This window comes from Kluyvera intermedia, assembly GCF_021440345.1.
Classification (GTDB): Bacteria; Pseudomonadota; Gammaproteobacteria; order Enterobacterales; family Enterobacteriaceae; genus Kluyvera; species Kluyvera intermedia_A.
Genome location: NZ_JAKCNS010000061.1, coordinates 1 through 23,091 on the forward strand (window position 1 = coordinate 1; position 23,091 = coordinate 23,091).

Annotated in this window: 23 protein-coding genes, 2 pseudogenes and 1 other annotated feature; of the genes and pseudogenes, 11 read left to right on the plus strand and 14 right to left on the minus strand. The window is 51.9% G+C overall.

Annotation, left to right across the window (positions count from 1 at the left end; genetic code table 11):
* The first annotated feature begins 362 nt into the window (after positions 1–362).
* Positions 363–812, plus strand: coding sequence for a winged helix-turn-helix domain-containing protein (locus tag LZ634_RS16940; RefSeq protein ID WP_234507343.1), 450 nt, complete (start codon positions 363–365; stop codon positions 810–812).
* 69 nt (positions 813–881) lie between these two features.
* Here the strand turns inward: LZ634_RS16940 and LZ634_RS16945 are convergent, their stop codons facing one another.
* The 3 genes from LZ634_RS16945 to dnaK all read right to left on the minus strand — a co-directional run bounded on the left by LZ634_RS16945 (position 882) and on the right by dnaK (position 4,501).
* A complete protein-coding gene (locus LZ634_RS16945) occupies positions 882–1,220 on the minus strand; it encodes a phage holin family protein (RefSeq protein ID WP_234507345.1) in 339 nt (112 codons plus the stop codon).
* A 134-nt stretch (positions 1,221–1,354) separates the two neighbouring features.
* Entirely contained in the window at positions 1,355–2,491 is a 1,137-nt protein-coding gene (gene dnaJ / locus LZ634_RS16950) for a molecular chaperone DnaJ (RefSeq protein WP_234507346.1), read from the minus strand.
* A gap of 87 nt (positions 2,492–2,578) precedes the next feature.
* Entirely contained in the window at positions 2,579–4,501 is a 1,923-nt protein-coding gene (gene dnaK / locus LZ634_RS16955; protein WP_234507349.1) for a molecular chaperone DnaK, read from the minus strand.
* A 360-nt stretch (positions 4,502–4,861) separates the two neighbouring features.
* Here dnaK and LZ634_RS16960 point away from each other — a divergent pair, with 360 nt between their 5' ends.
* The 4 genes from LZ634_RS16960 (at position 4,862) to LZ634_RS16975 (ending at position 8,285) form a co-directional block, all read left to right on the plus strand.
* Complete coding sequence (locus tag LZ634_RS16960; RefSeq protein WP_234507352.1) at positions 4,862–5,266, plus strand: DUF2541 family protein; 405 nt, start codon at positions 4,862–4,864, stop codon at positions 5,264–5,266.
* 30 nt (positions 5,267–5,296) lie between these two features.
* Positions 5,297–6,022, plus strand: coding sequence for an acidic protein MsyB (gene msyB, locus LZ634_RS16965; RefSeq protein WP_234507353.1), 726 nt, complete (start codon positions 5,297–5,299; stop codon positions 6,020–6,022).
* A gap of 128 nt (positions 6,023–6,150) precedes the next feature.
* Positions 6,151–6,717: an acetate uptake transporter gene (gene satP, locus LZ634_RS16970; protein ID WP_234507355.1), complete on the plus strand. Its 567-nt coding sequence runs from the start codon at positions 6,151–6,153 to the stop codon at positions 6,715–6,717.
* 134 nt (positions 6,718–6,851) lie between these two features.
* Positions 6,852–8,285 carry a hypothetical protein gene (locus tag LZ634_RS16975; protein ID WP_234507358.1) on the plus strand — a complete coding sequence of 478 codons (1,434 nt, stop codon included), beginning with the start codon at positions 6,852–6,854 and terminating at the stop codon, positions 8,283–8,285.
* A 39-nt stretch (positions 8,286–8,324) separates the two neighbouring features.
* Here the strand turns inward: LZ634_RS16975 and LZ634_RS16980 are convergent, their stop codons facing one another.
* A complete protein-coding gene (locus tag LZ634_RS16980; protein WP_234507359.1) occupies positions 8,325–9,623 on the minus strand; it encodes an MFS transporter in 1,299 nt (432 codons plus the stop codon).
* A gap of 125 nt (positions 9,624–9,748) precedes the next feature.
* The gene (mog, locus tag LZ634_RS16985; RefSeq protein WP_062771696.1) at positions 9,749–10,336 is read right to left on the minus strand and encodes a molybdopterin adenylyltransferase; all 588 of its coding nucleotides are present in this window, start codon (positions 10,334–10,336) and stop codon (positions 9,749–9,751) included.
* A 194-nt stretch (positions 10,337–10,530) separates the two neighbouring features.
* Here mog and LZ634_RS22760 point away from each other — a divergent pair, with 194 nt between their 5' ends.
* From LZ634_RS22760 to LZ634_RS22645, 3 genes and pseudogenes are all read left to right on the plus strand, one after another.
* Positions 10,531–10,662: an Rpn family recombination-promoting nuclease/putative transposase gene (locus LZ634_RS22760; protein ID WP_414467748.1), complete on the plus strand. Its 132-nt coding sequence runs from the start codon at positions 10,531–10,533 to the stop codon at positions 10,660–10,662.
* Positions 10,629–10,895: pseudogene (locus LZ634_RS16990) on the plus strand (Rpn family recombination-promoting nuclease/putative transposase); the annotation flags it as partial. The gene LZ634_RS22760 and the pseudogene LZ634_RS16990, both read left to right, overlap by 34 nt.
* Positions 10,896–10,919: 24 nt before the next feature.
* Positions 10,920–11,048 (plus strand): hypothetical protein, encoded by a 129-nt coding sequence (locus LZ634_RS22645; protein ID WP_265178988.1) that lies wholly within the window; start codon positions 10,920–10,922, stop codon positions 11,046–11,048.
* A 57-nt stretch (positions 11,049–11,105) separates the two neighbouring features.
* Here LZ634_RS22645 and tal read toward each other — a convergent pair whose 3' ends face one another.
* Complete coding sequence (gene tal, locus LZ634_RS16995) at positions 11,106–12,059, minus strand: transaldolase (RefSeq protein ID WP_061283010.1); 954 nt, start codon at positions 12,057–12,059, stop codon at positions 11,106–11,108.
* Positions 12,060–12,311: 252 nt separating this feature from the next.
* Between tal and LZ634_RS17000 the strand changes: the two genes are divergently transcribed.
* Together LZ634_RS17000 and yaaA are read left to right on the plus strand one after the other, a co-directional pair.
* Positions 12,312–13,742: an alanine/glycine:cation symporter family protein gene (locus LZ634_RS17000; RefSeq protein WP_234507363.1), complete on the plus strand. Its 1,431-nt coding sequence runs from the start codon at positions 12,312–12,314 to the stop codon at positions 13,740–13,742.
* A 66-nt stretch (positions 13,743–13,808) separates the two neighbouring features.
* Positions 13,809–14,582 (plus strand): peroxide stress protein YaaA, encoded by a 774-nt coding sequence (yaaA, locus tag LZ634_RS17005; protein WP_234507364.1) that lies wholly within the window; start codon positions 13,809–13,811, stop codon positions 14,580–14,582.
* A gap of 38 nt (positions 14,583–14,620) precedes the next feature.
* On the opposite strand, the gene LZ634_RS17010 is transcribed toward yaaA, so the two are convergent.
* The 7 genes and pseudogenes from LZ634_RS17010 to yjjY form a co-directional block, all read right to left on the minus strand.
* On the minus strand, positions 14,621–14,947 hold the full coding sequence (locus LZ634_RS17010; RefSeq protein WP_234507366.1) for a DUF2502 domain-containing protein: 327 nt from the start codon (positions 14,945–14,947) through the stop codon (positions 14,621–14,623).
* 195 nt (positions 14,948–15,142) lie between these two features.
* A complete protein-coding gene (gene thrC / locus LZ634_RS17015; protein ID WP_234507368.1) occupies positions 15,143–16,429 on the minus strand; it encodes a threonine synthase in 1,287 nt (428 codons plus the stop codon).
* A gap of 3 nt (positions 16,430–16,432) precedes the next feature.
* A complete protein-coding gene (gene thrB / locus LZ634_RS17020) occupies positions 16,433–17,362 on the minus strand; it encodes a homoserine kinase (RefSeq protein WP_234507370.1) in 930 nt (309 codons plus the stop codon).
* 2 nt (positions 17,363–17,364) lie between these two features.
* Entirely contained in the window at positions 17,365–19,827 is a 2,463-nt protein-coding gene (gene thrA, locus LZ634_RS17025) for a bifunctional aspartate kinase/homoserine dehydrogenase I (RefSeq protein WP_234507372.1), read from the minus strand.
* Positions 19,828–19,852: 25 nt separating this feature from the next.
* Positions 19,853–19,970, minus strand: a sequence feature (Thr leader region).
* Entirely contained in the window at positions 19,909–19,977 is a 69-nt protein-coding gene (gene thrL, locus LZ634_RS22765) for a thr operon leader peptide (protein ID WP_072129079.1), read from the minus strand. (Overlaps the previous feature by 62 nt.)
* A 334-nt stretch (positions 19,978–20,311) precedes the next feature.
* A complete protein-coding gene (locus LZ634_RS17030) occupies positions 20,312–20,998 on the minus strand; it encodes a tRNA/rRNA methyltransferase (protein ID WP_234507374.1) in 687 nt (228 codons plus the stop codon).
* A gap of 400 nt (positions 20,999–21,398) precedes the next feature.
* Positions 21,399–21,540: pseudogene (yjjY, locus tag LZ634_RS17035) on the minus strand (protein YjjY).
* 96 nt (positions 21,541–21,636) lie between these two features.
* On the opposite strand from yjjY, the gene arcA reads away from it, so the two are divergent.
* Positions 21,637–22,353 (plus strand): two-component system response regulator ArcA, encoded by a 717-nt coding sequence (gene arcA / locus LZ634_RS17040; RefSeq protein WP_015966004.1) that lies wholly within the window; start codon positions 21,637–21,639, stop codon positions 22,351–22,353.
* Between the two features lie 42 nt (positions 22,354–22,395).
* Here the strand turns inward: arcA and creA are convergent, their stop codons facing one another.
* Entirely contained in the window at positions 22,396–22,887 is a 492-nt protein-coding gene (gene creA, locus LZ634_RS17045) for a protein CreA (RefSeq protein ID WP_234507375.1), read from the minus strand.
* Positions 22,888–23,091: the final 204 nt, after the last annotated feature.

Sequence of the window (23,091 nt, forward strand, 5' to 3'; positions counted from 1 at the left end):
ACAAAATCACTATCTATACTTGAACAAAGCATTCCCTCATGAATAATATCTTCAATCTTAAAGATAACGCTATAGAGATAGGTAATAACTATGCCTTATGATTTTGTTTGTGCCAGGCAAAGAAATAACACCAATGCCATGTGTAAATTAATAAGATATTTCAATCATAGTTACATCTTATTGTAACGACGATTCAAGAAACTCTTTCACATAAAACATATGCTTTTATTAAATATAATTATCGATGATTATTATAATTAAAAAATACAGTTTATTTTATTACCTATTTCCGTGCCAGATAGCATCCTGAGAGTAACAGGACACATCTGCGATGCCTTACCGATGACCTAATGGAGTTTTTTGTGAGAAAATATAAAATAAACAATCAATTTATATACGATGAGTCTCTACGTGAGATACAGTCTCTACACAGTAACGAGATTATAAGAATAACGATTCTACGTGCCAGATGCCTAAGTTTTCTTATTGATAATGCTCAAGAAAACACAGTAACAAGGCAGACGATGATGGGGGCAATATGGGGTGTACGTGGACAATACATTAGTGATGCAAACCTAACGCAGTTGTTTTACCTACTGCGTCGGGATTTACGTAAGATAGGGCTGGAGGATTTTTTTACCACCCTTCCGAGAGAGGGTGTAATTATTAATAATAACATCTTCATTGACACCATTAGTACATCCCAAAAAAAAGAAAACAAACTAATGAACAACCATGCTAAAAATATCCATCTTATGTTTTTGCTCTTGGCTATAACAATTTGTGTTTTACTTTTAAAATATCCGCTCTAACCTCTTTATATCAACAACAGGCTCATGGATGAGCCCGAATAAAAAAAACAAACGATTCCTGCATTAATTCTAGCGATCATTGTCAAAATATTTTTTTATCCAATCGTTAAAAAATCGCAAAACCGGACCTGAAAACACTCCCCCTAGACCAGCAACTAATAGAACCATATTAAAACTAAACGCCTTCTCAATCGCAACTGTGCTTAAAAGAAAACTGGTAAAGCAAGATATTATGATCTGAGTTAAACAATATTTTAGACGTGTATTAAACTTGGTGTATTTGCGTCTACTTTTCCTTAAAAGATAGCTAACTATGCCTCCCCATGCTCCAACTGTGATGATTGTAATTAAGACATCCAGATCGAGTAAAATAACCTTACTATTGGATATGTGATTAGGAATTAACATTCTACCCTCGACAAAATATGTAATTGCAAGGGTAAAAGTTTATGCTAAAGAACCCATCAAAAAATAATATAAATACATAATAAAAAGCCCAGAGCTTCGCAACCCCGGGCTTTTATATGATATGACTGAAGTGATTAACGCGTTAAATCGTCAAAAAACTTTTTCACGCCGTCAAAGAAGCTTTTGGAGCGCGGACTGTTGTTTTCACCGGTTGGGCCGCCGAAGCTGTCCTGCAGATCTTTAAGCAACTGTTTCTGCTTCTCGTTCAGACTCACTGGCGTTTCAACAACCACACGGCACAGCAGGTCGCCTTGCGCACCACCGCGGACAGATTTCACGCCCTTGCCACGCATACGGAACAGTTTGCCGGTTTGCGTTTCGCCCGGGATTTTCAGCTTCACGCGACCATCGAGCGTCGGAACTTCAATCTCGCCGCCCAGTGCCGCCATAGTGAAGTTGATCGGCACTTCACAGTACAGGTTGTTGCCTTCACGCTCGAAGATAGCATGCTGCTTCACCTGAACCTGAACGTACAGATCGCCCGCCGGTGCACCGTGTTCGCCCGCTTCGCCTTCACCAGATAAGCGAATACGATCGCCGGTGTCTACGCCTGCCGGAATCTTCACGGACAGCGTTTTGGTTTTCTCTACGCGACCATGACCGTGGCATTTGTTGCACGGATCTTTAATCAGCGTACCGCGGCCCTGACAGTGTGGACAGGTCTGCTGCACGGCGAAGAAGCCCTGGCGCATCTGCACCTGGCCTGCACCGTGACAGGTTGGACAGGTCTGCGGCTGTGAACCCGCTTTCGCGCCGCTGCCGTGGCAAACATCACACTCTTCCAGCGTTGGAATGCGGATCTCTTTGGTCACACCACGAACCGCTTCTTCCAGCGTCAGATCCATGTTGTAGCGCAGATCGGCGCCACGGGATGCACGCTGGCGACCACGGCCACCGCCGAAGATGTCACCGAATACGTCACCAAAGATATCACCAAAGTCTGCGCCGCCGCCGTAACCACCGCCGCCGCCACCCATGCCACCTTGTTCAAAGGCTGCATGACCGTACTGATCGTAGGCCGCACGCTTCTGCGCATCGGTCAGGATCTCATACGCTTCTTTGATCTCTTTAAACTTGGCTTCGGCCTCTTTATCCCCTTGGTTGCGGTCCGGGTGGAATTTCATGGCCAGGCGTTTGTACGCCTTTTTGATTTCACGCTCTTCCGCTGTTTTGGAAACGCCCAAAATCTCGTAATAATCTTGCTTTGCCATTGTTGTTTTCGAGCCCCTTAACATACGAGCACGGGCGTGGAGAGATCTCCTACGCCCGTGCCAATTAACTACCCTGCATCAGGGCGATTATTTTTTGTCTTTCACTTCTTCGAACTCAGCGTCAACAACGTCGTCGTCTTTCGCATTGTTCGCGGAAGCGTCAGCGCCTGCTGCACCAGCCTGCTGCTGTGCGTGCTGCTGCTGAGCGATTTCCATCAGTTTCTGGGAAACCTGTGCCAGCGCCTGCATTTTCGCTTCGATGTCAGCTTTGTCTTCGCCTTTCAGAGACGCTTCCAGCGCAGTCAGTGCAGACTCGATAGCCGTTTTGTCTTCAGCTGGCAGCTGTTCGCCCGCTTCTTCAACCTGCTTACGGGTGCTGTGCAGCAGATGGTCGCCCTGGTTGCGGGTCTGAACCAGCTCTTCAAACTTACGATCAGCTTCGGCGTTAGCTTCGGCTTCGCGAACCATTTTCTGAATTTCGTCTTCGTTCAGACCAGAAGAAGCCTTGATGGTGATCTTCTGCTCTTTACCGCTGTTTTTGTCTTTTGCAGACACGTGCAGGATACCATCAGCATCGATATCGAAGGTCACTTCGATCTGCGGCATGCCGCGCGGTGCTGGGCTGATACCGTCCAGGTTGAACTGGCCGAGATCTTTGTTATCGGAAGCACGTTTACGCTCACCCTGCAGCACATGGATGGTTACCGCAGACTGGTTGTCTTCAGCGGTAGAGAACACCTGGCTGTGCTTGGTCGGGATAGTGGTGTTTTTGTTGATGAGTGCAGTCATCACGCCGCCCATGGTTTCGATACCCAGAGACAGTGGGGTAACGTCCAGCAGCAGTACGTCTTTCACTTCACCCGTCAATACACCACCCTGGACTGCAGCACCGATAGCAACGGCTTCGTCCGGGTTAACGTCTTTACGTGGCTCTTTACCGAAGAACTCAGCAACTTTCTTCTGAACCATTGGCATACGAGTCTGACCACCGACCAGGATAACGTCCTGGATGTCGGAAACAGACAGGCCAGCGTCCTGCAGTGCAACTTTCAGCGGCTCGATAGAACGGTTAACCAGGTCTTCTACCAGGCTTTCCAGTTTCGCACGAGTCACTTTGATGTTCATGTGTTTAGGACCAGACGCATCTGCAGTGATGTACGGCAGGTTAACGTCGGTCTGCTGAGCAGAAGACAGCTCGATTTTCGCTTTTTCTGCTGCTTCTTTCAGACGCTGCATCGCCAGCGGATCGTTACGCAGGTCGATGCCCTGGTCTTTCTTAAACTCATCAACGAGGTAGTTGATCATACGGCTATCGAAGTCTTCACCACCCAGGTGAGTATCACCGTTGGTAGCCAGTACTTCGAAGGTTTTTTCGCCGTCAACTTCGTCGATTTCGATAACGGAGATATCGAAAGTACCACCACCGAGGTCATAAACCGCGATAGTACGGTTGCCGACTTCTTTATCCAGACCGTAAGCCAGTGCAGCGGCGGTCGGTTCGTTGATGATACGTTTTACTTCCAGACCTGCGATACGACCGGCATCTTTAGTTGCCTGACGCTGAGCATCGTTGAAGTAAGCAGGTACGGTGATAACCGCTTCAGTTACCGGTTCGCCCAGGTAATCTTCAGCCGTTTTCTTCATTTTTTTCAGCACTTCGGCAGAGATCTGTGGAGGTGCCATTTTCTGACCCTTCACATCGATCCATGCATCACCGTTGTCAGCACCGATGATTTTGTACGGCATGATGGCTTCATCACGCTGCACTTCTTCGTCCTGGAAGCGGCGACCAATCAGGCGTTTAATCGCAAACAGAGTGTTTTGCGGGTTTGTCACTGCCTGACGTTTAGCCGGCTGACCAACCAGAGTTTCACCATCCTGGGTATATGCAATAATAGAAGGCGTGGTGCGATCGCCTTCGGCGTTCTCTAGCACGCGTGCAGTAGTGCCATCCATAATCGCTACACAAGAGTTGGTAGTACCCAGATCGATACCAATAATTTTACCCATCTAAACGTCTCCACTAAAAATTCATTCAACATGTGGTTGTGAGTCTGTAATAAGGGCGAAACCTACGGTTTCAACTGCCCTGAATCGTTTTTTTTCAGACTCATTCACTGCGGTTGAGTACAAGATGGGGGCTCAACGTCATCCATCAAGGGGGCAGGCTAAAAATTTTTTCATTCAGTGCGCTTTTAATTTAATTTCCCTCGCCAGTTTTATTCACGTCAATTATATAAAAAACCAAATTCATTCAATAAATTACTGTCACACAAAGTCATAATTAAGCGCTGAAAGCCTTGCCGGAGAGCGATAAAATTCGCCTTTCCGTTTCATGTCCTGAAACGGCCTTTTTCGGTAAGGAACACAATGAAAGCCATCGTAAGTCTCTCAGCCTGCCTGGCGTTCGGCCTGCTGCTGGCGGGATCCGCCTATGCCAACGACCATAAAACGCTGGGCGTCATTGCATTACCCCGCAATGAAACCAACGACCTGACGCTTAAGCTGCCGGTGTGCCGCGTGGTGAAACGCATCCAGCTCACCGTCGATCGCGGCGACGCTGCATTAAGCGGCGCATCCGTCTATTTTAAAGCGGACCGCAGCAGCAGCCAGAGCCTGAACGTACCGTCAACCCTCAAACAAGGCGTGACCACGGACTGGATTAATATCAACAGCGATAACGACAACAAACGCTGTGTCTCCAGAATTTCCTTCTCCGGACATACGGTGAACTCCTCCGATATGGCCTCGCTAAAAATCATTGGCGACGATTAACTCCGCCCTCAGACAAAAGCCGCATACCCAATGAAAGCCTTCTACCTGGATGACAACGACCTCGTTTTTCTTCAGCACTGTAGCGAAGAGCAACTGGCAAACTTAGCCCAGTTGCTGACGCACAATGAAAAGGGAAAACGCCGTCTATCAAGCGCCCTCTTAAACAATGAATTGTACATGTCGATGGAAGGACATCCTGAACAACACCGTCGTAACTGGCAATTGATTGCCGGTGAACTACAGCACTTTGGTGGCGACAGTATTGCCAACAAATTACGTGGTCACGGAAAACTGTATCGTGAAATTCTCATCGACGTAGCCAAACGTCTGAGCCTCAAAGCCGATAAGGAGATGCCAACGGCTGAGATTGAAAAAATCCTGCTTGAGCATTTTATCCGTCACGCCTGGCAGCGAATGGATGATGAGCAGAAAGCCCGCTTTCATGCCGCCGTCGAGCTGAAAGTAACGGAACTGGAAAAATTATTGCCTCAGCTAATCGATCACCACCGTCTGGAACATGGGGTATCGCATCTGCTGGCCGACCAGCTCAGCCACATTCTGCATAAGCATGCTGCGGTGAGCGTTATTGGCCATGGCTTGATACGTGGCGTAGGGCTTGGCGGGCCGGTGGGCGCGGCAGTCAACGGCGTGAAGGCGGTGAGCGGTAGCGCCTATCGGGTCACTATTCCCACCGTCCTGCGCATCGCTTGCCTGCGTCGCATGATGGCCATTACCTCACTAAAACGCTTAGGTTAAGCGTAAAACGGGGAAAATAGTTTATTTTCCCCTCACGAGATCATAGACAGCCCGTTTACTCCTGATTATTATGCCGCGCCCCAACACTGGGGAGACTATTTCACCATTCAATGATGATTTGAGGAATTATGGGCAACACTAAGTTGGCTAACCCGGCACCGCTGGGCCTGATGGGCTTCGGCATGACCACCATTCTGCTTAACCTGCACAACGCGGGTTTCTTTGCGCTTGACGGTATTATTCTGGCAATGGGTATTTTCTACGGCGGTATCGCACAGATTTTTGCGGGCCTGCTGGAATACAAAAAAGGGAATACTTTCGGTCTGACCGCCTTTACCTCTTACGGCTCTTTCTGGCTGACTCTGGTCGCCATCCTGCTGATGCCGAAAATGGGCCTGACTGAAGCACCTAACGCGCAGTTCCTCGGCGCCTACCTGGGCCTGTGGGGCGTGTTCACGCTGTTCATGTTCTTCGGTACCCTGAAAGCGGCACGCATGCTGCAGTTCGTGTTCCTGAGCCTGACCGTACTGTTCGCCCTGCTGGCGATTGGCAACATCAACGGCAACGAAGCGATCATCCACGTTGCTGGCTGGATTGGCCTGGTGTGTGGCGCAAGCGCTATTTACCTGGCAATGGGTGAAGTGCTGAACGAACAGTTCGGCCGCACCGTGCTGCCGATTGGTGAAAAACACTAATCCTCACCTCTCTTTAAAAGCGCCGGCCTGTCCGGCGCTTTTTTTTACCCGCCAACTACCTATCCTGGGGTTATCGCCCGCTCGCTATTTACGTTATTTTCAACGGCTCCTCATCATTAAAAGGATTGTTGATAATGCGGCTTACGTCTGCCAGCTACGTGATTCTGGCCACCAGCGCCCTACTTCCTGCCACCGGATATGCGCTATCAGCCAACGAAGTCACCGGCGTTGATTGGGATAAGGACAATACCGTTCGCACAGGCAACAGCATCAATACGGTTTATCGCATTATGATGGCGGGGGGAGCACGTAACTCTCTTTGGCTAAATATGGATTGTGGCACCCAGGCTAAGACATTGCTGTATATGAACCTGCGGACCGCGGCCGGGAAAGATATGCGCGTATATGGCAGCAGCTCTTTTGCCCGCTATATTCCCGGTATCCCTTTCGAACCCGATGCCGACAGCCTGATGAGTACCGACCCGGCGCTCAATATCTGCCAGCAAAAAATACCGCCGACCCGCTGGGTGGGGCTGTCTGCAGTGGATAAAAATGGCGATCGGCCGTTTATCGATTTGAACCGCAGCTATCGTCAGGGCAACATGCTCAATCTGCGGCTGGGGACCGATTACGCCAAGATTCATCGTGACGCACAATATGCCGCCCCCTACGACTTTAAGATCAGTCAAATGCAGGTTAACTGCGGTAATAATCAGGCGCGTATTGAGCGGACTTTTTCGGTCTATGGATCAGTTGTGACCGACAACAGCATAACGCCGGATGCCGTTTTCTCCCCTCTATCTCCAGCGCTCACCGCGCCAATAAAAACGCTGTGCGCCTTAAAAGATCTCAGTCAGTTTACCGGCCATGGTCCACTGGTCGAGCGACAGAAAACAGCTGCCGATGAACCGCTGGCGCTCCCTGATTTTACCCAAAACGACCCCAGTGCATTAGCCCGCTACCCGCTACCAGAACCGGTAAATAAGACGATTCATCAGACACTGGAAGGTGAAAACCGTACACCGAACTTTACCCGTCTCACGTTCACCCAGGTATGGCCGGGGAATGACGGCAGCAGCGCACAGACACGAATCGACCGCCTGCCGGACGGCAGCACGCTGACGCTTGATACCCTGATACTCAAAGGGGTGACGTTCTACATCCAGTACCAGCGCCTGTTCAATATGGTGAACCTGAAAGAGTGGGATTCCATGCAAAACAGCCCTCTCATCGGCCAGACGCTGGAAACGGACTTTAGCGCCGAGCCGGTGGTCGGTAAGTCATATCGCTGGCATACGATGCTGAAAAATGAGCAAGACCCACAGAAGAGTAAATCAAAAAGTCAGATTTGCCGCGTGGAAGCACCCTGGCACGACGCCTCAATGCTGAATGAGAAATTCCCGGGACGCTATCTTGAACTGAGCTGCACCGACGACCGGGGCGACGGTCGAGCAATGAGTAGCGATTATGCCTGGCTCGAAGACCTACGCATCTTTATTCGTATTGGCTACCAGGAAGAAGGGCAGAAAAAGCGCTTTATGTTTAAGGACGTCAATATCATTCGCTAGCGAATAGCCCGGCGTGGCTGCGCCGGGCACCAGACTCGACTACGACCGCTGTAGCTCACCGCCCACAGCCGCAGGCGCTTCTTTGCGTAACCAAATTCCCAACGCCAATCCCAGCAACGACAGCGCCAGTACATACCAGGCAGGTGCCATTGGCGACACGCCCATCAGCATGGTCACGGCAATCGGCGTCAGGCCGCCGAAAATAGCGTAAGAAAGATTGTAGGAAAATGAAATGCCGGTAAAGCGAACCTCTGCCGGGAAGGCACGCACCATCACATACGGCACCGCACCGACCACGCCAACGCACAGCCCCACTAATCCATACAGCAGGAATAATTGTTCTGGATGCGTTCCCGCCAGGTGATAGAAAAGCCAACTGGAACAGGCGAGTAAAATACTGCCAACGATAAAGGTTTTGCTGGCACCCACTTTATCCACAATCAATCCGGCCAGCAGGCAGCCGACACAAAGCATTACCGTTGCCACACTGTTGGCCTGTAAGGTCAGCGCTGGGGCAAAGCCGTACTGCTTTTGCAGCCAGACGGGAGACATCAAAATCACCACCACAATGCCGGCCGACAACAGCCAGGTCAGCAGCATGGAAACTACCACCGCCTGCTTATGCTTGAGCACCACCGATTTAATCGGCAACTCCTGCGCTAGCGCCTTACGCTGCTGCATCTCAAGGAAGATAGGCGTTTCCTGCAGCCAGCGGCGCAGGTACATCGCCACCAGGCCAAAGATACCGCCCAACAGGAAAGGTATACGCCAGCCGCCGTTATGAATCGCCTGCGGCGTTAGTTGGGTGTTAATCAGCGTTGCCACCACCGAACCCAGCAGGATCCCGACCGTCAGCCCTGCCGTCAGCGTCCCACAGGCAATACCAATCCGACGCGCCGGAACGTGCTCGGCGACAAATACCCATGCCCCAGGCACTTCCCCACCAATCGCCGCGCCTTGCAGAATACGCATCAATAGCAGCAATAACGGCGCCGCCAGCCCGGCAGTGGCATAGGTTGGCAGCAGGCCAATTGCCAACGTCGGTACCGCCATCAGGAGAATGCTAAGGGTGAACATTTTCTTGCGCCCGACCAGATCGCCGAAGTGCGCCATAATAATGCCACCGAGAGGACGGGCCAGATAACCGGCGGCAAAGATGCCGAAAGTCTGCACCTGGCGCAGCCATTCGGGAATATCTGCCGGGAAAAAGAGCTCCCCTACCACGGCGGCAAAGAAGACGAAAATGATGAAGTCGTAAAACTCCAGCGCGCCGCCTAATGCCGCCAATGTCAGAGTTTTATAATCTTGTCGATTCAGAGGTCGGGTGTAATTTGACATAACGAACCATTCGCAAAGTTGAGCTGTTGATAAAAGTTTACGATTTATGTAAAGCAAAAATTACTATACCGTAAACCCTATCCCACTCCAGAGGAATGATAGGTTATGTCAGGAATGCATTACATTCAGGATAATGTCTCGCGACGTGCGCTCTTAGGGCGAAAAGCTGCTACCACATCAGCATTGGTTTCAATGTACGGCCCCTCCAGCAATTGTACACAATACGGTACACTTGCAAAAATACCGTTGACCAACACTTTACCTTCCGCGTCTTTAACCCCTTCCAGCGTCTCCTGAATCGCTTTCGGCTGACCCGGCAAGTTCAGAATCAGCGCCTGCTTACGAATGACCCCAACCTGGCGGGAGAGAATCGCCGTCGGCACAAAATGCAGGCTGACCTGACGCATCTGCTCACCAAAACCCGGCATCACGCGGTCGGCAATGGCCAGCGTCGCATCCGGCGTGACATCGCGACGCGCAGGGCCAGTGCCGCCGGTGGTCAGAACCAAATGGCAGCTCATCTCATCCACCAGCTCACACAGCGTTTGCTCAATAATCGTTTGCTCGTCGGGGATCAAGCGGGTTTCCACTTTAAAAGGAGTGGTCAAGGCTGATGCCAGCCACTCTTCGAGTGCCGGGATGCCTTTATCCTGATACACGCCGCTGGAAGCGCGGTCAGAGATAGAAACTAAGCCAATGCGTAAAGTATTCATGATTATTCCATTAAAACGGTGCTGTTAAGCGAAATGATACACGCGATTGTCCGGCAATACTAAATCCCCAAACGGGTTATCTGGCCGCATTCCCCGAGGCGCTCCGCAAAATCAGCAGGCCGATTGATAATTCACTGTCGTGCGGTTTGCCGGGGTGGCAGACTCCGGCGAAAGATAACCACGGAAGGTGGAAAATGCATAAAAACCGGTCCCCCACACCCCATGATTTGGTGTTTAAAACGTTTCTCTCACGAATGGAAACGGCGCGAGATTTTATTGCTATTCATCTGATGAGATTATGCAGCACCGCAGCATGGCCGCGCTGACGCTGATTCAAAAGCATATCCGCCAGCGCGATCTGACCCGGCTATTTGATAAGCTTGCAGGGCTATTAACCCGCAACCACATCAGCGGACAACAGATTATTGCGCCGGTAAACTACATGCTGCAGGCGGGAAAGGCTCAGGATGCCCGCACATTACTGTTTGAGATGGCGCAACATGTGCCTCAGTATGGAGACGAACTCATGACATTAGCAGAGCAATTAAAGCAAGAATGACGCACCGAAGGTATTCAGGAAGGTATGCATACGGGCGAGCGCGAGGCATCACGGAAAATCGCGCGGGCAATGCTCAAAAAAGGGATATCGGTGGCTGATATCATCGAGATGACCGGTATTACGGCAGAAGAACTCCCTTCTCTCCAGCATTAAAAAAATGGCCCGCTCTCAGTAATGAGAAACGGGCCGTTGTCAGGCAACAACGCTGTCTTACAGCAGGTCGCCGATCATTTTTTCCAGTTTTTCCTGGTCGATAGCAAACTTACGGATACCTTCCGCCAGTTTATCAACGGCCATTGGATCCTGGTTGTGCTGCCACAGGAACTCGGACTCGGTGATGCGGTCTGGACGCGCTTTCACTTCACCGGTAAAGGTCAGTTTACGTTCCAGTGCGCCTTCGCTTTCTGCCAGCTCTTTCAGCAGTGCTGGAGCGATGGTCAAGCGGTCACAGCCAGCCAGTTCCAGGATTTCACCGATGTTACGGAAGCTTGCACCCATTACGACAGTCTCGTAACCGTGCTGTTTGTAGTACTGGTAGATTTCGCTCACGGAAACCACACCTGGATCTTCTGCTGGAGCGTACTCTTTCTTATCGGTATTGGCTTTGTACCAATCCAGAATACGGCCCACGAATGGAGAGATCAGGTATACGCCAGCTTCCGCACAAGCGCGAGCCTGAGCGAAGGAGAACAGCAGCGTCAGGTTACAGTTGATACCTTCTTTTTCCAGCTGCTCTGCCGCGCAGATGCCCTGCCAGGTAGAAGCCAGTTTGATCAGGATACGATCGTTGCTGATACCAGCATCGTTGTACATTTTGATCAGGCGTTTCGCTTTCGCGATAGACGCTTTGGTGTCATAAGACAGACGCGCATCAACTTCCGTTGAAATACGGCCAGGGACCAGTTTCAGAATTTCCAGACCGATATTTACGGCCAGTTTGTCGGTAGCATCTACAACCTGCTGAGCACGATCGCTGCTCTGGCTGCGCGCCCACTCTACCGCATCATCAATCAGTTTACGGTACTCAGGGATCTGCGCTGCACCCAGAATCAGAGAAGGGTTGGTTGTCGCATCCTGAGGCTGATACAGCTTCATTGCTGCGATGTCTCCAGTGTCAGCCACTACGGTTGTGTACTGACGCAGAGATGTCAATTTATCCGTCATGATAGTGTTTCTCTTTAAACAGCTGTTAGGGGGATGTAACCGGTCTGCCCCGATAATATCACGCCGCACTCTCAGCGCAACCGCCGACGTCGCGAGAGCGCAGAGTATGATAAACTGCAATATCAAACTTTGAGGGTTGCGTTTCTGCGCCCTGATAGTGGTAGCGCTTACATTGGCTGAATCGAATCGTGTAAGGCAATCTTACCTTCCCGCGCTCAGCCCTCGATTTTGGCATAGACAAGAGGACGTTTAATGCCTGAGTTTCTCACCTTTATCAGCGAGATACTGTGGGGTTCGGTAATGATTTACCTACTCCTCGGCTGTGGCCTATGGTTCACATGGAGAACCGGCTATATCCAGTTTCGCTACATCCGTCAGTTTAGCAAAAGTCTGAAAAGAAGCCTGACGCCCCGTGAAGGCGGCCTGACCTCATTTCAGGTGTTATGCATTAGCCTTGCCGCCCGTGTGGGTAGCGGTAATCTGGCGGGCGTGGCCTTAGCGATTACCGTCGGTGGCCCCGGTGCGGTGTTCTGGATGTGGGTTGCCGCCATTATCGGCATGGCCAGCAGCTTTGCCGAATGCTCGCTGGCGCAGCTGTACAAAGAACGTGATGCCAGTGGCCAGTTCCGCGGCGGCCCGGCCTGGTATATGTCCCGTGGGCTGGGAATGCGCTGGATGGGCGTCATCTTTTCCCTGCTTCTGCTTCTGGCCTACGGGTTGATTTTCAATACCGTGCAGGCTAACTCAACCGCGCACGCACTGGAGTATGCGTTCGATGTACCTAAAGCCGCGACTGGCGTGGTCATGGCCGTACTTGCGCTACTGGTGATTATGCGCGGCATGAAAGGCGTGGCGAAGTTCAGTCAATGGGTCGTGCCCTTTATGGCCCTTCTGTGGGTAGCCGCGTGCCTGCTCATCAGCCTGTGGCATATCGTCGAGCTACCGGCCATTATCGAAATGATTATCCGTAGCGCCTTTGGCTGGCAGGAAGCAGCGGCGGGTGCCGTGGGCTACAGCGTGAGCCAGGCTATCACCAGCGGTTTCCAGCGCAGCATGTTCTCTAACGAAGCGGGTATGGGGTCGACACCGAACGCCTCGGCGGCGGCCTCCTCTTTCCCACCGCATCCGGCGGCGCAGGGGATCGTCCAGATGATTGGCGTGTTAATCGATACCATTGTCATCTGTAGCGCCAGCGCCATGGTCGTGTTGCTGGCGGGCCATGGTACCAAAACCACCAGCTACGACGGCATCCAGCTGATTCAACACGCCATGAACGTGCTGGTCGGTGACTGGGGAGCAAGCTTCGTGGCGGTGGTGATGGTGTTGTTCGCTTTTACTTCGGTGGTGGCAAACTATGTCTACGCCGAAAATAACCTGATCTTTTTACGCTGGAATAATCCGTGGGCCATTTGGCTGCTGCGCCTTGCTACGCTGCTGATGGTGATAGCCGGTAGCTTGCTGGATCTGCCGGTAGTCTGGCAGATGGCGGACGTCATTATGGCGCTGATGGCCATCACCAACCTGACGGCCATTTTGCTGCTCTCGCCGGTAGTGCGCATTATTGCTACCGACTACCTGCGCCAGCGTAAGCTAGGCGTGACGCCGGTGTTCGACCCCGACTATTACCCGGAAATTGCCCCGCAGCTGGCGCCGGAGAGTTGGGATCAACCGCCGCGCCAATAGCAGCAATCGATCACCTGATGCCGTTTTTTTGTTAAAGTTGAGTGAAATTTTCTGCAAGGACTGGATATGCTGATTCTGATTTCTCCTGCTAAAACGCTCGATTACCAAAGCCCGCTGGCAACGACGCGCTATACCCAGCCCGCGCTACTGGAACAATCCCAGCAGTTGATAGGCGTTGCGCGTAGACTCTCCGCGCCGCAGATCAAGGCGCTGATGGGGATAAGCGACAAGCTGGCAGACCTGAACGCCACCCGTTTCCACGACTGGCATCCGGACTTCACGCCGGATAATGCGCGCCAGGCAATCCTCGCGTTTAAGGGCGATGTCTACACCGGGCTACAGGCGGAAACCTTCAGCGAGGCCGACTTCGACTTTGCTCAGAAACACCTGCGCATGTTGTCCGGCCTGTATGGCGTACTGCGCCCGCTGGATCTGATGCAGCCCTACCGTCTGGAAATGGGCATTCGCCTGGAAAACCCGCGCGGTAAAGATCTGTACCAGTTCTGGGGAGAGGAAATCACCCAAACGCTGAATTCGGCGTTAGAGGCTCAGGGTGATGATGTGGTGGTGAATCTGGCGTCAGACGAATACTTCCGCTCGGTGAAACCCAAGGCGCTCAACGGGAAAATCATCAAGCCGGTGTTCCTCGATGAGAAGAACGGTAAATTTAAGGTCATCAGTTTCTACGCCAAAAAGGCACGCGGGCTGATGAGCCGTTTTATCATCGAAAATCGCCTGACCAAACCAGAGCAGTTAACAGGGTTTAACACTGAAGGATATTTCTTCGATCCGGCAAGCTCAACCCACGACGAGTTGGTTTTTAAACGTCACGAGCAGTAATCGATAAAGCCCGGCAATGCCGGGCTTTTTTTTGCGGATTAACGATGATTTGGCGGTGGACGATGATCGTCGCGATGATCGTTACCAGGACCGCGATTGTCATGTCCACGGTTGTCATGATGATCGCGGTTATCGTGATGCGGTTGTGGCGGTGGGGTATGAGCGTGCCAGCGGTTATCCCGCCATTCATAGTGATCTTTCCACCAGCTATGATCACGCCAGTTACCGCCATCCCAATAGCGCCCGCTATTATCCTGATCGCCAATCTGTAGCTTCACCGCCGGGATAAGCGTTATCTCCGCGGCCTGTACCATTACCGGAGCTGCCAGCATCATTGCCAGTGCAAACATCGCAGGTTTTAACATGGATAACTCCTTTGTTCATCATTTGCCAATATGGCCGATGAAGAGAGCTTACCGTGGTGAACCCCTGTTGGTTATTCTCCGCAATCCTATATTGTAACCTCCCGCATTTATTGGGAATTTCTCCATTTTCCCTGCGGAATTTCTACATAATTTCTCCCTATTTCCCCCTCCGTTCAGAAAGGGGAAACGGAGACGTTACGCCTTGTCCATCATTAGCTTACGCAGCGCGGCATAGTCAGCCGGCAGGTTATGCGACAGCAGCGGCAGGTCGGCACGATCCGCCAGCGCTTTTGGCAGCGGCAACGTTTCTTGCAAGATCTCTTCCACGCTCTCTTTGAACTTCGCTGGATGCGCAGTGCCAAGGAACAGCCCGTACTCGCCCGGCTGAAGCTGATCGCGCAGCGCACGGTAGGCAATAGCAGCGTGTGGCTCGGAGGTGTAACCCAGCGCCTGCAGCTCGCGCATCGTCGCTTTGGTGGTTTCATCGTCCACTGCTGCGTAGCCCAGCTCATTGAGACGCCAGATCTTACGGCGGAACAGCTCTTCCACGCGCGGCCAGTTGTTCGGCTGGCTGACGTCCATCGCGTTAGACAGGGTCGCCTGAGTCGCTTTTGGCGCCCATTTACCGTCCTGCAGGAAACGCGGCACGGTGTCGTTAGCGTTAGTCGCAGCAATAAAACGCTTAATCGGCAGGCCTAATGATTTTGCCAGCAGGCCAGCAGTCAGGTCGCCAAAATTTCCGCTCGGAACGGAAACCACCAGCTGATTACGCGCTTCCTGCGGCAGCTGAGCCACCGCTTCGAAGTAGTAGCAAATCTGCGCCAGCAGGCGGCTGATGTTAATGGAGTTCGCGGAGTTGAGGCCCAGCGCAACCTTCAGTTCTTCGTCGTCGAAGGCCTGTTTGACCAGCGCCTGGCAGGCATCGAAATCGCCGTCGATAGCCACGGTTTCAATATTGCCACCCAGCGTGCAGAACAGTTTTTCCTGCAGCGGACTGATTTTGCCGCGCGGGTACAGAATCACCACTTTGACGTTTGGCAGGCCGTAGAAGGCATGTGCCACCGCCGCACCAGTATCGCCAGAGGTCGCGGTCAGAATAGTTACCGGCTTTTCACCGGCAATAAGGGTCAGCATCTGCGCCATAAAGCGGCCGCCAAAATCCTTAAACGCCAGGGTTGGGCCATGGAACAGCTCCAGGCAGCCGATATCTTCCTGCACCTTGTTCACCGGCGCGGGGAAGGTAAATGCATTACCAATACGCTGCTCCAGCTCGGCCTGTGGAATTTCGTCGCCGATAAACGCGGAGAGAATTTTCGCGCTGCGGGTGACGAAATCCTGCGTTAGCAGGTCATCAATGTCGGTCAGGCTGAATTCCGGCAGATCGTGCGGAAAGAACAGTCCTTGATGTTTGCCAAGCCCTTGAGTAATGGCCTGCGCAAAGCTGACCTGTTCATTGTGATCTTTTAAATTATAGAGTTTCATCGGTTATCCCACGACTCGTGCGCCGGCTGTATCCAGTCGACAAATATGAACAAAACCTTCTTGATTCTGCAGGTAATTCTGGCCAAGCCAATCGGCTACGCGCTGCGCCGTCTCCGCTTTATTGCACAGGGCAAACAGCGTCGGCCCGGAACCGGAGATACCGCAGGCAATCGCGCCAATACCGGCCACCGCCTGACGCGCTTCGCTGAAGCCCGGCAGCAGCTTGGTACGGTACGGTTCTGCAATGACATCTTTCATCAATTTTGCCGCCAGCTGTGGCTGACGGGAATAGCAGGCATGAATAAAGCCCGCCAGATGACGCCCATGCGCAATACAGTCCTGACGACGATACTGTGCCGGCAGAATGGCTCGCGCTTCCGCCGTAGAGACTTTGATGCCCGGATAAGCCAGCACCCACAGCCATTCGTCAAAGCAAGGAACCTGCTGGCTGATGATGCCATTCTCTTCGATCATCAGCTGCATTCCGCCAAGGTAGCACGGCGCCACGTTGTCATAGTGCACGCTGCCGGAGATTCGTCCTTCTAGCTCGCCCATCAGGGCCAGCATGCGGGTTTCATCCAGCGGCTTGCCGCAATGTTCATTCATCGCCACCAGCGCCGCCACCACGGAACAGGCGCTGGAACCCAGCCCTGAGCCAATCGGCATGTTTTTTTCCAGCGTCATCACCACCGGAATCTCTTTGCCGATTTCCCGGCAGAACAGTTCCCAGCACTGATAAACGATGTTTTCATGTGGTTCGGTTGGCAGCTTATCCGCAAAGCGTCCCACATTTTGCAGGCTGAAGCGGTCTGCCGCCTCAACCGTTACGTTATCGCCCAGCAAGCTGCCGTCAATCGGCGTCACTGCCGCGCCCAGGACATCAAACCCGACGCTCATATTGGCACTGGAAGCCGGGGCATAGACCTTAACCATGTTTAAACTCCTAACTTCCATGAAAGCGTGCGCAGAAGATCGGCAAATACCCCTGCCGCCGTAACATCGTTACCTGCGCCATAGCCGCGCAGCACGAGCGGCAGCGGCTGATAATAGTGGCTATAGAACGCCAGGGCGTTTTCGCCGTTCTTCACTTTGTACAGCGGGTCATTGCCGTCAACCGTGGCAATTTTCACCCGGCAAACGCCGTCTTCTTCAATGTTGCCAACATAACGCAGTACTTTGCCTTCATCACGCGCTTTCGCCACACGGGCAGCGAACTCATCGTCCAGCTGCGGCAGACGCGCCATAAAGCTTTCAGTATCGCCAGAGGCGTCAAAGCTTTCCGGCAGCACCGATTCCACCACGATATCACTCAGCTCAAGACTACGCCCGGTTTCACGCGCCAGGATCAGCAGCTTACGCGCCACATCCATGCCCGACAGGTCATCACGCGGATCCGGTTCGGTATAGCCCATGTCACGCGCAATTTTCGTCGCCTCCGACAGGCTCATGCCTTCATCGAGCTTGCCGAAGATAAACGACAGTGAGCCAGAGAGAATACCGGAGAAGTGCTGCAGTTCATCGCCTGCGTTCAGCAGGTTTTGCAGGTTCTCAATCACCGGCAGCCCAGCCCCCACGTTGGTATCGTAGAGGAATTTGCGGCGCGACTGGCCAGCGGCATGACGCAGCTGATGGTAGTAATCCATCGACGAGGTGTTGGCCTTTTTGTTTGGCGTCACCACGTGGAAACCTTCACGCAGGAAGTCGGCGTACTGGTCAGCCACGGTTTGATTGGAGGTGCAATCGACGATCACCGGGTTCAGCAGGTGATACTCTTTAACCAGACGGATTAAGCGCCCGAGATTAAACGGCTCTTTGGCTTCCGCCAGCTCCGCCTGCCAGTTTTCCAGATTCAGCCCGTGTACGCTGGTCAGCAGCGCACGGGAGTTCGCCACGCCGCAAACGCGCAGGTCGATATGCTTTTTCTTCAGCCATGCCTGCTGGCGTTTGATTTGATCCAACAGCGCACCGCCAACACCACCGACGCCGATCAGGAACACTTCAATCACCTGGTCGGTGTTGAACAGCATCTGATGCGTGACGCGCACGCCGGTTACCGCATCATCGTTACTCACAACCACCGAGATAGAGCGCTCAGAAGAGCCCTGGGCAATCGCAACGATGTTGATATTGGCGCGAGCCAGCGCGGCAAAGAATTTTGCCGAGATGCCGCGCAGAGTGCGCATACCATCACCAACCACCGAGATGATCGCCAGGCGCTCCATGATCGACAGCGGCTCCAGCAATTCTTCTTTCAGCTCCAGATAGAACTCATCTTCCATCGCCTTTTTCGCCCGCGCACAGTCGCTCTGCGGTACGCAGAAACTGATGCTGTATTCGGAAGAAGATTGGGTGATCAGCACCACCGAAATCCCGGCGCGCGACATGGTCGCAAAGACGCGGGCGGCCATGCCGACCATGCCTTTCATCCCAGGGCCGGAGACGTTGAACATCGCCATGTTGTTGAGGTTAGAGATGCCTTTGACCGGCAAATCATCTTCATCGCGGCTGGCACCGATAAGCGTACCCGGAGCCTGCGGGTTGCCGGTGTTTTTAATCAGACAAGGGATCTGGAACTGGGCAATCGGTGCAATGGTACGCGGGTGCAGCACTTTGGCGCCGAAGTAGGAAAGCTCCATCGCTTCCTGGTAAGACATGCTTTTCAGCAGGCGGGCATCGGGTACCTGACGCGGGTCGCAGGTATACACGCCATCAACGTCGGTCCAGATTTCACAGCAATCGGCGCGTAAACAGGCCGCCAGTACGGCAGCAGAGTAATCGGAGCCGTTACGCCCCAGCACCACCAGCTCACCTTTTTCGTTGCCTGCGGTAAAGCCCGCCATCAGCACCATATGGTCAGAAGGGATCTGGCTTGCCACGATGCGGCGGGTAGATTCTGCAATATCGACGGTAGATTCAAGGTAGTGGCCGACGGCCAACAGCTTTTCAACCGGATTAATCACCGTGACATTGTGACCACGCGCGCTCAGCAGCCCCGCCATAATGGCGATAGAGAGCTTTTCGCCACGACAGATCAGGCCCGCGTTGACGCTATCCGGGCACTGCCCCAGCAGGCTGATGCCGTGAAGAATATGTTTAATCTGGGAAAATTCGAGGTCAACGGCGGCTTTCAGTTCAGCATGCGGGAAACCAGGCTGGGCGTCGGCGAGCCCGGAGAGCAGTTCAGCAAAAATACGTTCGGCATCAGAAATATTGGTCAGCGCATCCTGGCCGCCAATGGTTTTTTCAATCATCGCCACCAGATGGTTGGTGATTTTTGCCGGGGCAGAGAGCACGGTTGCCACCTGCCCCTGCCTGGCGTTGCTTTCCAGAATGTCGGCTACGCGCAGAAACCTTTCCGCGTTTGCCACTGATGTACCGCCGAACTTCAAGACTCGCATGGTTTGGACCCCTTGATCTTTAGTCGAAAAAAAAGCCCGCACTGTTTAGGTGCGGGCTTTTTTCTGTGTTTCCTGTACGCGTCAGCCCGCACCGTTACCTGTGGTAATAGTGGTGGTCGTAATTGTCATAATGCTGCTGATGCGAATCATGGATGTTGTGTTCTCTGTTATTTATATCTCTGTGGGTTTCAAGTTGCAGAAAGGCGGCAAGCGAACGAACTCCGATGAGCTTACTTTTGTAAGCGATTCGGGTGAACCAACGAAGCCAGCACCTGTAACTTGAAAGACGACGAGAATAGCTGTCTGTGCCTTATACCCCTATTGGTTAAAGTATCCGGCCAGCTAAGTCAATTAATTTCTAACTTCGTCACATTTCGAAACCACTTCATATCAGCCCGGGCATGAGCCGACAAACCACCGTTAAAGCCATAAGATAAGCAAAACTCCGGGGTATAACACCATATGAAAACACGATGACAGAATTTTACTCTGGCAGTTTTTTTTCAATATCATGCAGCAATCGATGCAACATTGCCGTATCGCGGTGCTCAAATAAACCAATACGCTGTTGCAGCCAATCAACCAGTTTTACATCTCCGGCGACCTCAAGCCGCTCGAGTAAGGCAGTGATACGAGCCCTTAACGCAATCAGTTGATTTTCGTCACCTACCGTTGCCGCGACGTTCGCGGTTTGTAATAGCGAAGAGAGCTGATAACAATAGACCATCACTGCCTGACCAAGGTTCAGAGACGGATAATCCGCCACCATCGGTACACCTGTTAACACATCGGCCAGAGCCAGCTCTTCGTTGGTCAGCCCGGAATCTTCACGACCAAACACCAGAGCCGCGTGATTCATCCACTGCGACTTCTCCGTCAGCATCGGCAGCAGTTCCTGCGGCGTGGCGTAGTAATGGAAGCGAGCGCGGCTACGAGCAGTCGTCGCAATGGTAAAATCAACATCGTGCAAAGCGTCTTCGAGCGTCGGATAGGTAGTGATGCCGTCGATAATATCGCCCGAGCCGTGCGCGACCCAGCGGGTCGCCGGTTCCAGATGCGCAACGCTGTCTACGATACGCAGATCGTTAAATCCCATGGTTTTCATCGCCCGGGCGGCCGCACCGATATTTTCGGCTCTTGCTGGCGAAACCAGCACAATAGATAAGCGCATTTAAAGTTCTCTTAATTTACTGTTATCGGGCAATAATGTGATGTAGTTCAACATATTGCGCAGCGCGAATTTACAAAAATGCAACAAAAATCAATGAAATGACGTTTCATAACATATAAATGGCGCTAATCAATTGCTTCCAAAACTATCATTTTTGAATGTTAATGGAAGTCATATATCTCTATGTTTATACGAACTATTTTCATTACCATCGAACAATAATAATTGGATTCACCACATTTATCAGTTAACCTGTGCAACTACTTGAGTTGTGGAAAAAATGTGATAGCCGTTATCATTCAAGAGTGATGATTTCACCAAACTGTTAACGTGCTACAATTGAACTTGATATATGTCAACGAAGCGTAGGTTTATTGGCGGTCTGGTGCCTCTTTGCCTGTTATGTTGCTGTTAAAATGGTTAGGATGACAACCGTTTTTGACACTGTCGGGTCCAGAGGGAAGAGTACCCACGACCAAGCTAATGATGTTGTTGACGTTGATGGAAAGTGCATCAAGAACGCAATTACGTACTTTAGTCATGTTACGCCGATCATGTTAATTTTCGACATGCATTAGGCAGGTCAGGGACTATTGGTACTTCCTGTTTCGATTTAGTTGGCAATTTAGGTAGCAAACATGCAGACCCCGCACATTCTTATCGTTGAAGACGAGTTGGTAACACGCAACACGTTAAAAAGTATTTTCGAAGCAGAAGGCTACGATGTTTTCGAAGCGACCGATGGCGCGGAAATGCATCAGATCCTGTCTGAGAATGATATCAACCTGGTAATCATGGATATCAACCTGCCGGGGAAAAACGGCCTTCTGCTGGCGCGCGAACTGCGTGAACAAGCGAATGTCGCCCTGATGTTCCTGACCGGCCGCGACAATGAAGTCGACAAGATCCTCGGTCTGGAAATTGGCGCAGATGATTACATCACCAAGCCATTTAACCCGCGTGAACTGACCATCCGTGCGCGCAACCTGCTGTCTCGTACCATGAATCTGGGTACCGTCAGTGAAGAACGTCGTAGCGTAGAAAGCTACAAGTTCAACGGCTGGGAGCTGGACATCAATAGCCGCTCTCTGGTGAGCCCGAACGGTGAACAGTACAAGCTGCCGCGTAGCGAATTCCGCGCCATGCTGCACTTCTGCGAAAATCCGGGCAAAATTCAGTCCCGTGCTGAACTGCTGAAGAAAATGACTGGCCGTGAGCTGAAGCCACACGACCGTACGGTTGACGTGACCATCCGTCGCATCCGTAAGCATTTCGAGTCCACGCCGGATACACCGGAAATCATCGCCACGATCCACGGCGAAGGTTATCGTTTCTGCGGCGAGCTGCAGGAATAAGAAAACAAAAAACGGCGCTTTCAGCGCCGTTTTCATTTCCCCTTATTTTGCCGACCCGGCTTCATCTCCCCACGGCATAATCGGCACCGCGCTAATCGCATTCTTCGGTGAACCATCAACGACCTTATCGGAATAAGTCAGATACACCAGCGCGTTACGTTTCCCATCATAAAAACGAACCACCTGCAGCTTCTTAAACACCAACGATGTCCGTTTTTGGAACACCACCTCACCCTGCGCTTTGCCATTCTTGATTTTATCGGTCAGCACAATCGCCCCTACCTGCTGACAGGAAATCGCTGCATCGGAGGTATCTTCTGCAAGACCTAATCCGCCCTTGATACCGCCGGTTTTCGCCCGGCTGATATAGCAGGTGACGTTTTTAACATCCGGGTCATCGAAGGCTTCGACGACGATTTTGTGGTCAGGGCCAAACATTTTGAAAACCGTATCAACAGAACCAATCTGCTCCGCATGCACGCCCAGGCTGAAGGCCCCCAGTAACAGGCCAGCCATTAATTTGTTGTATTTCATATTGTTACCATTTTCATTTATTGAGTTAAGTGACTATTCAACATCCGACAGGAAAGTGTTTAAAGATCACAGCGTTGCAAAAAACAGCCTCATTCCTAATGTAAAAACGCACTTATGCATAAAAAAAACACTGAATGCTAAAACAGCAAAAGGTGCTATTATCCGCTACCTTGGTAACAGGCACCTAAGACATTAAGGATGAGG

Bases quoted from the DNA above. Each gene is read 5' to 3' on its own strand.
- LZ634_RS16975 (WP_234507358.1), top strand. From the start codon at position 6,852: ATGCGGCTTACGTCTGCCAGCTACGTGATTCTGGCCACCAGCGCCCTA.
- thrB (WP_234507370.1), bottom strand. From the start codon at position 17,362: ATGGTTAAGGTCTATGCCCCGGCTTCCAGTGCCAATATGAGCGTCGGG.
- dnaK (WP_234507349.1), bottom strand. From the start codon at position 4,501: ATGGGTAAAATTATTGGTATCGATCTGGGTACTACCAACTCTTGTGTA.
- thrA (WP_234507372.1), bottom strand. From the start codon at position 19,827: ATGCGAGTCTTGAAGTTCGGCGGTACATCAGTGGCAAACGCGGAAAGG.
- LZ634_RS17000 (WP_234507363.1), top strand. From the start codon at position 12,312: ATGCCTGAGTTTCTCACCTTTATCAGCGAGATACTGTGGGGTTCGGTA.
- LZ634_RS16945 (WP_234507345.1), bottom strand. From the start codon at position 1,220: ATGTTAATTCCTAATCACATATCCAATAGTAAGGTTATTTTACTCGAT.
- tal (WP_061283010.1), bottom strand. From the start codon at position 12,059: ATGACGGATAAATTGACATCTCTGCGTCAGTACACAACCGTAGTGGCT.
- LZ634_RS17010 (WP_234507366.1), bottom strand. From the start codon at position 14,947: ATGTTAAAACCTGCGATGTTTGCACTGGCAATGATGCTGGCAGCTCCG.
- yaaA (WP_234507364.1), top strand. From the start codon at position 13,809: ATGCTGATTCTGATTTCTCCTGCTAAAACGCTCGATTACCAAAGCCCG.
- dnaJ (WP_234507346.1), bottom strand. From the start codon at position 2,491: ATGGCAAAGCAAGATTATTACGAGATTTTGGGCGTTTCCAAAACAGCG.
- satP (WP_234507355.1), top strand. From the start codon at position 6,151: ATGGGCAACACTAAGTTGGCTAACCCGGCACCGCTGGGCCTGATGGGC.
- LZ634_RS22645 (WP_265178988.1), top strand. From the start codon at position 10,920: ATGCATACGGGCGAGCGCGAGGCATCACGGAAAATCGCGCGGGCAATG.
- LZ634_RS16980 (WP_234507359.1), bottom strand. From the start codon at position 9,623: ATGTCAAATTACACCCGACCTCTGAATCGACAAGATTATAAAACTCTG.
- thrC (WP_234507368.1), bottom strand. From the start codon at position 16,429: ATGAAACTCTATAATTTAAAAGATCACAATGAACAGGTCAGCTTTGCG.
- LZ634_RS17030 (WP_234507374.1), bottom strand. From the start codon at position 20,998: ATGCGCTTATCTATTGTGCTGGTTTCGCCAGCAAGAGCCGAAAATATC.
- arcA (WP_015966004.1), top strand. From the start codon at position 21,637: ATGCAGACCCCGCACATTCTTATCGTTGAAGACGAGTTGGTAACACGC.
- creA (WP_234507375.1), bottom strand. From the start codon at position 22,887: ATGAAATACAACAAATTAATGGCTGGCCTGTTACTGGGGGCCTTCAGC.
- LZ634_RS22760 (WP_414467748.1), top strand. From the start codon at position 10,531: ATGCATAAAAACCGGTCCCCCACACCCCATGATTTGGTGTTTAAAACG.
- mog (WP_062771696.1), bottom strand. From the start codon at position 10,336: ATGAATACTTTACGCATTGGCTTAGTTTCTATCTCTGACCGCGCTTCC.
- msyB (WP_234507353.1), top strand. From the start codon at position 5,297: ATGAAAGCCTTCTACCTGGATGACAACGACCTCGTTTTTCTTCAGCAC.
- LZ634_RS16960 (WP_234507352.1), top strand. From the start codon at position 4,862: ATGAAAGCCATCGTAAGTCTCTCAGCCTGCCTGGCGTTCGGCCTGCTG.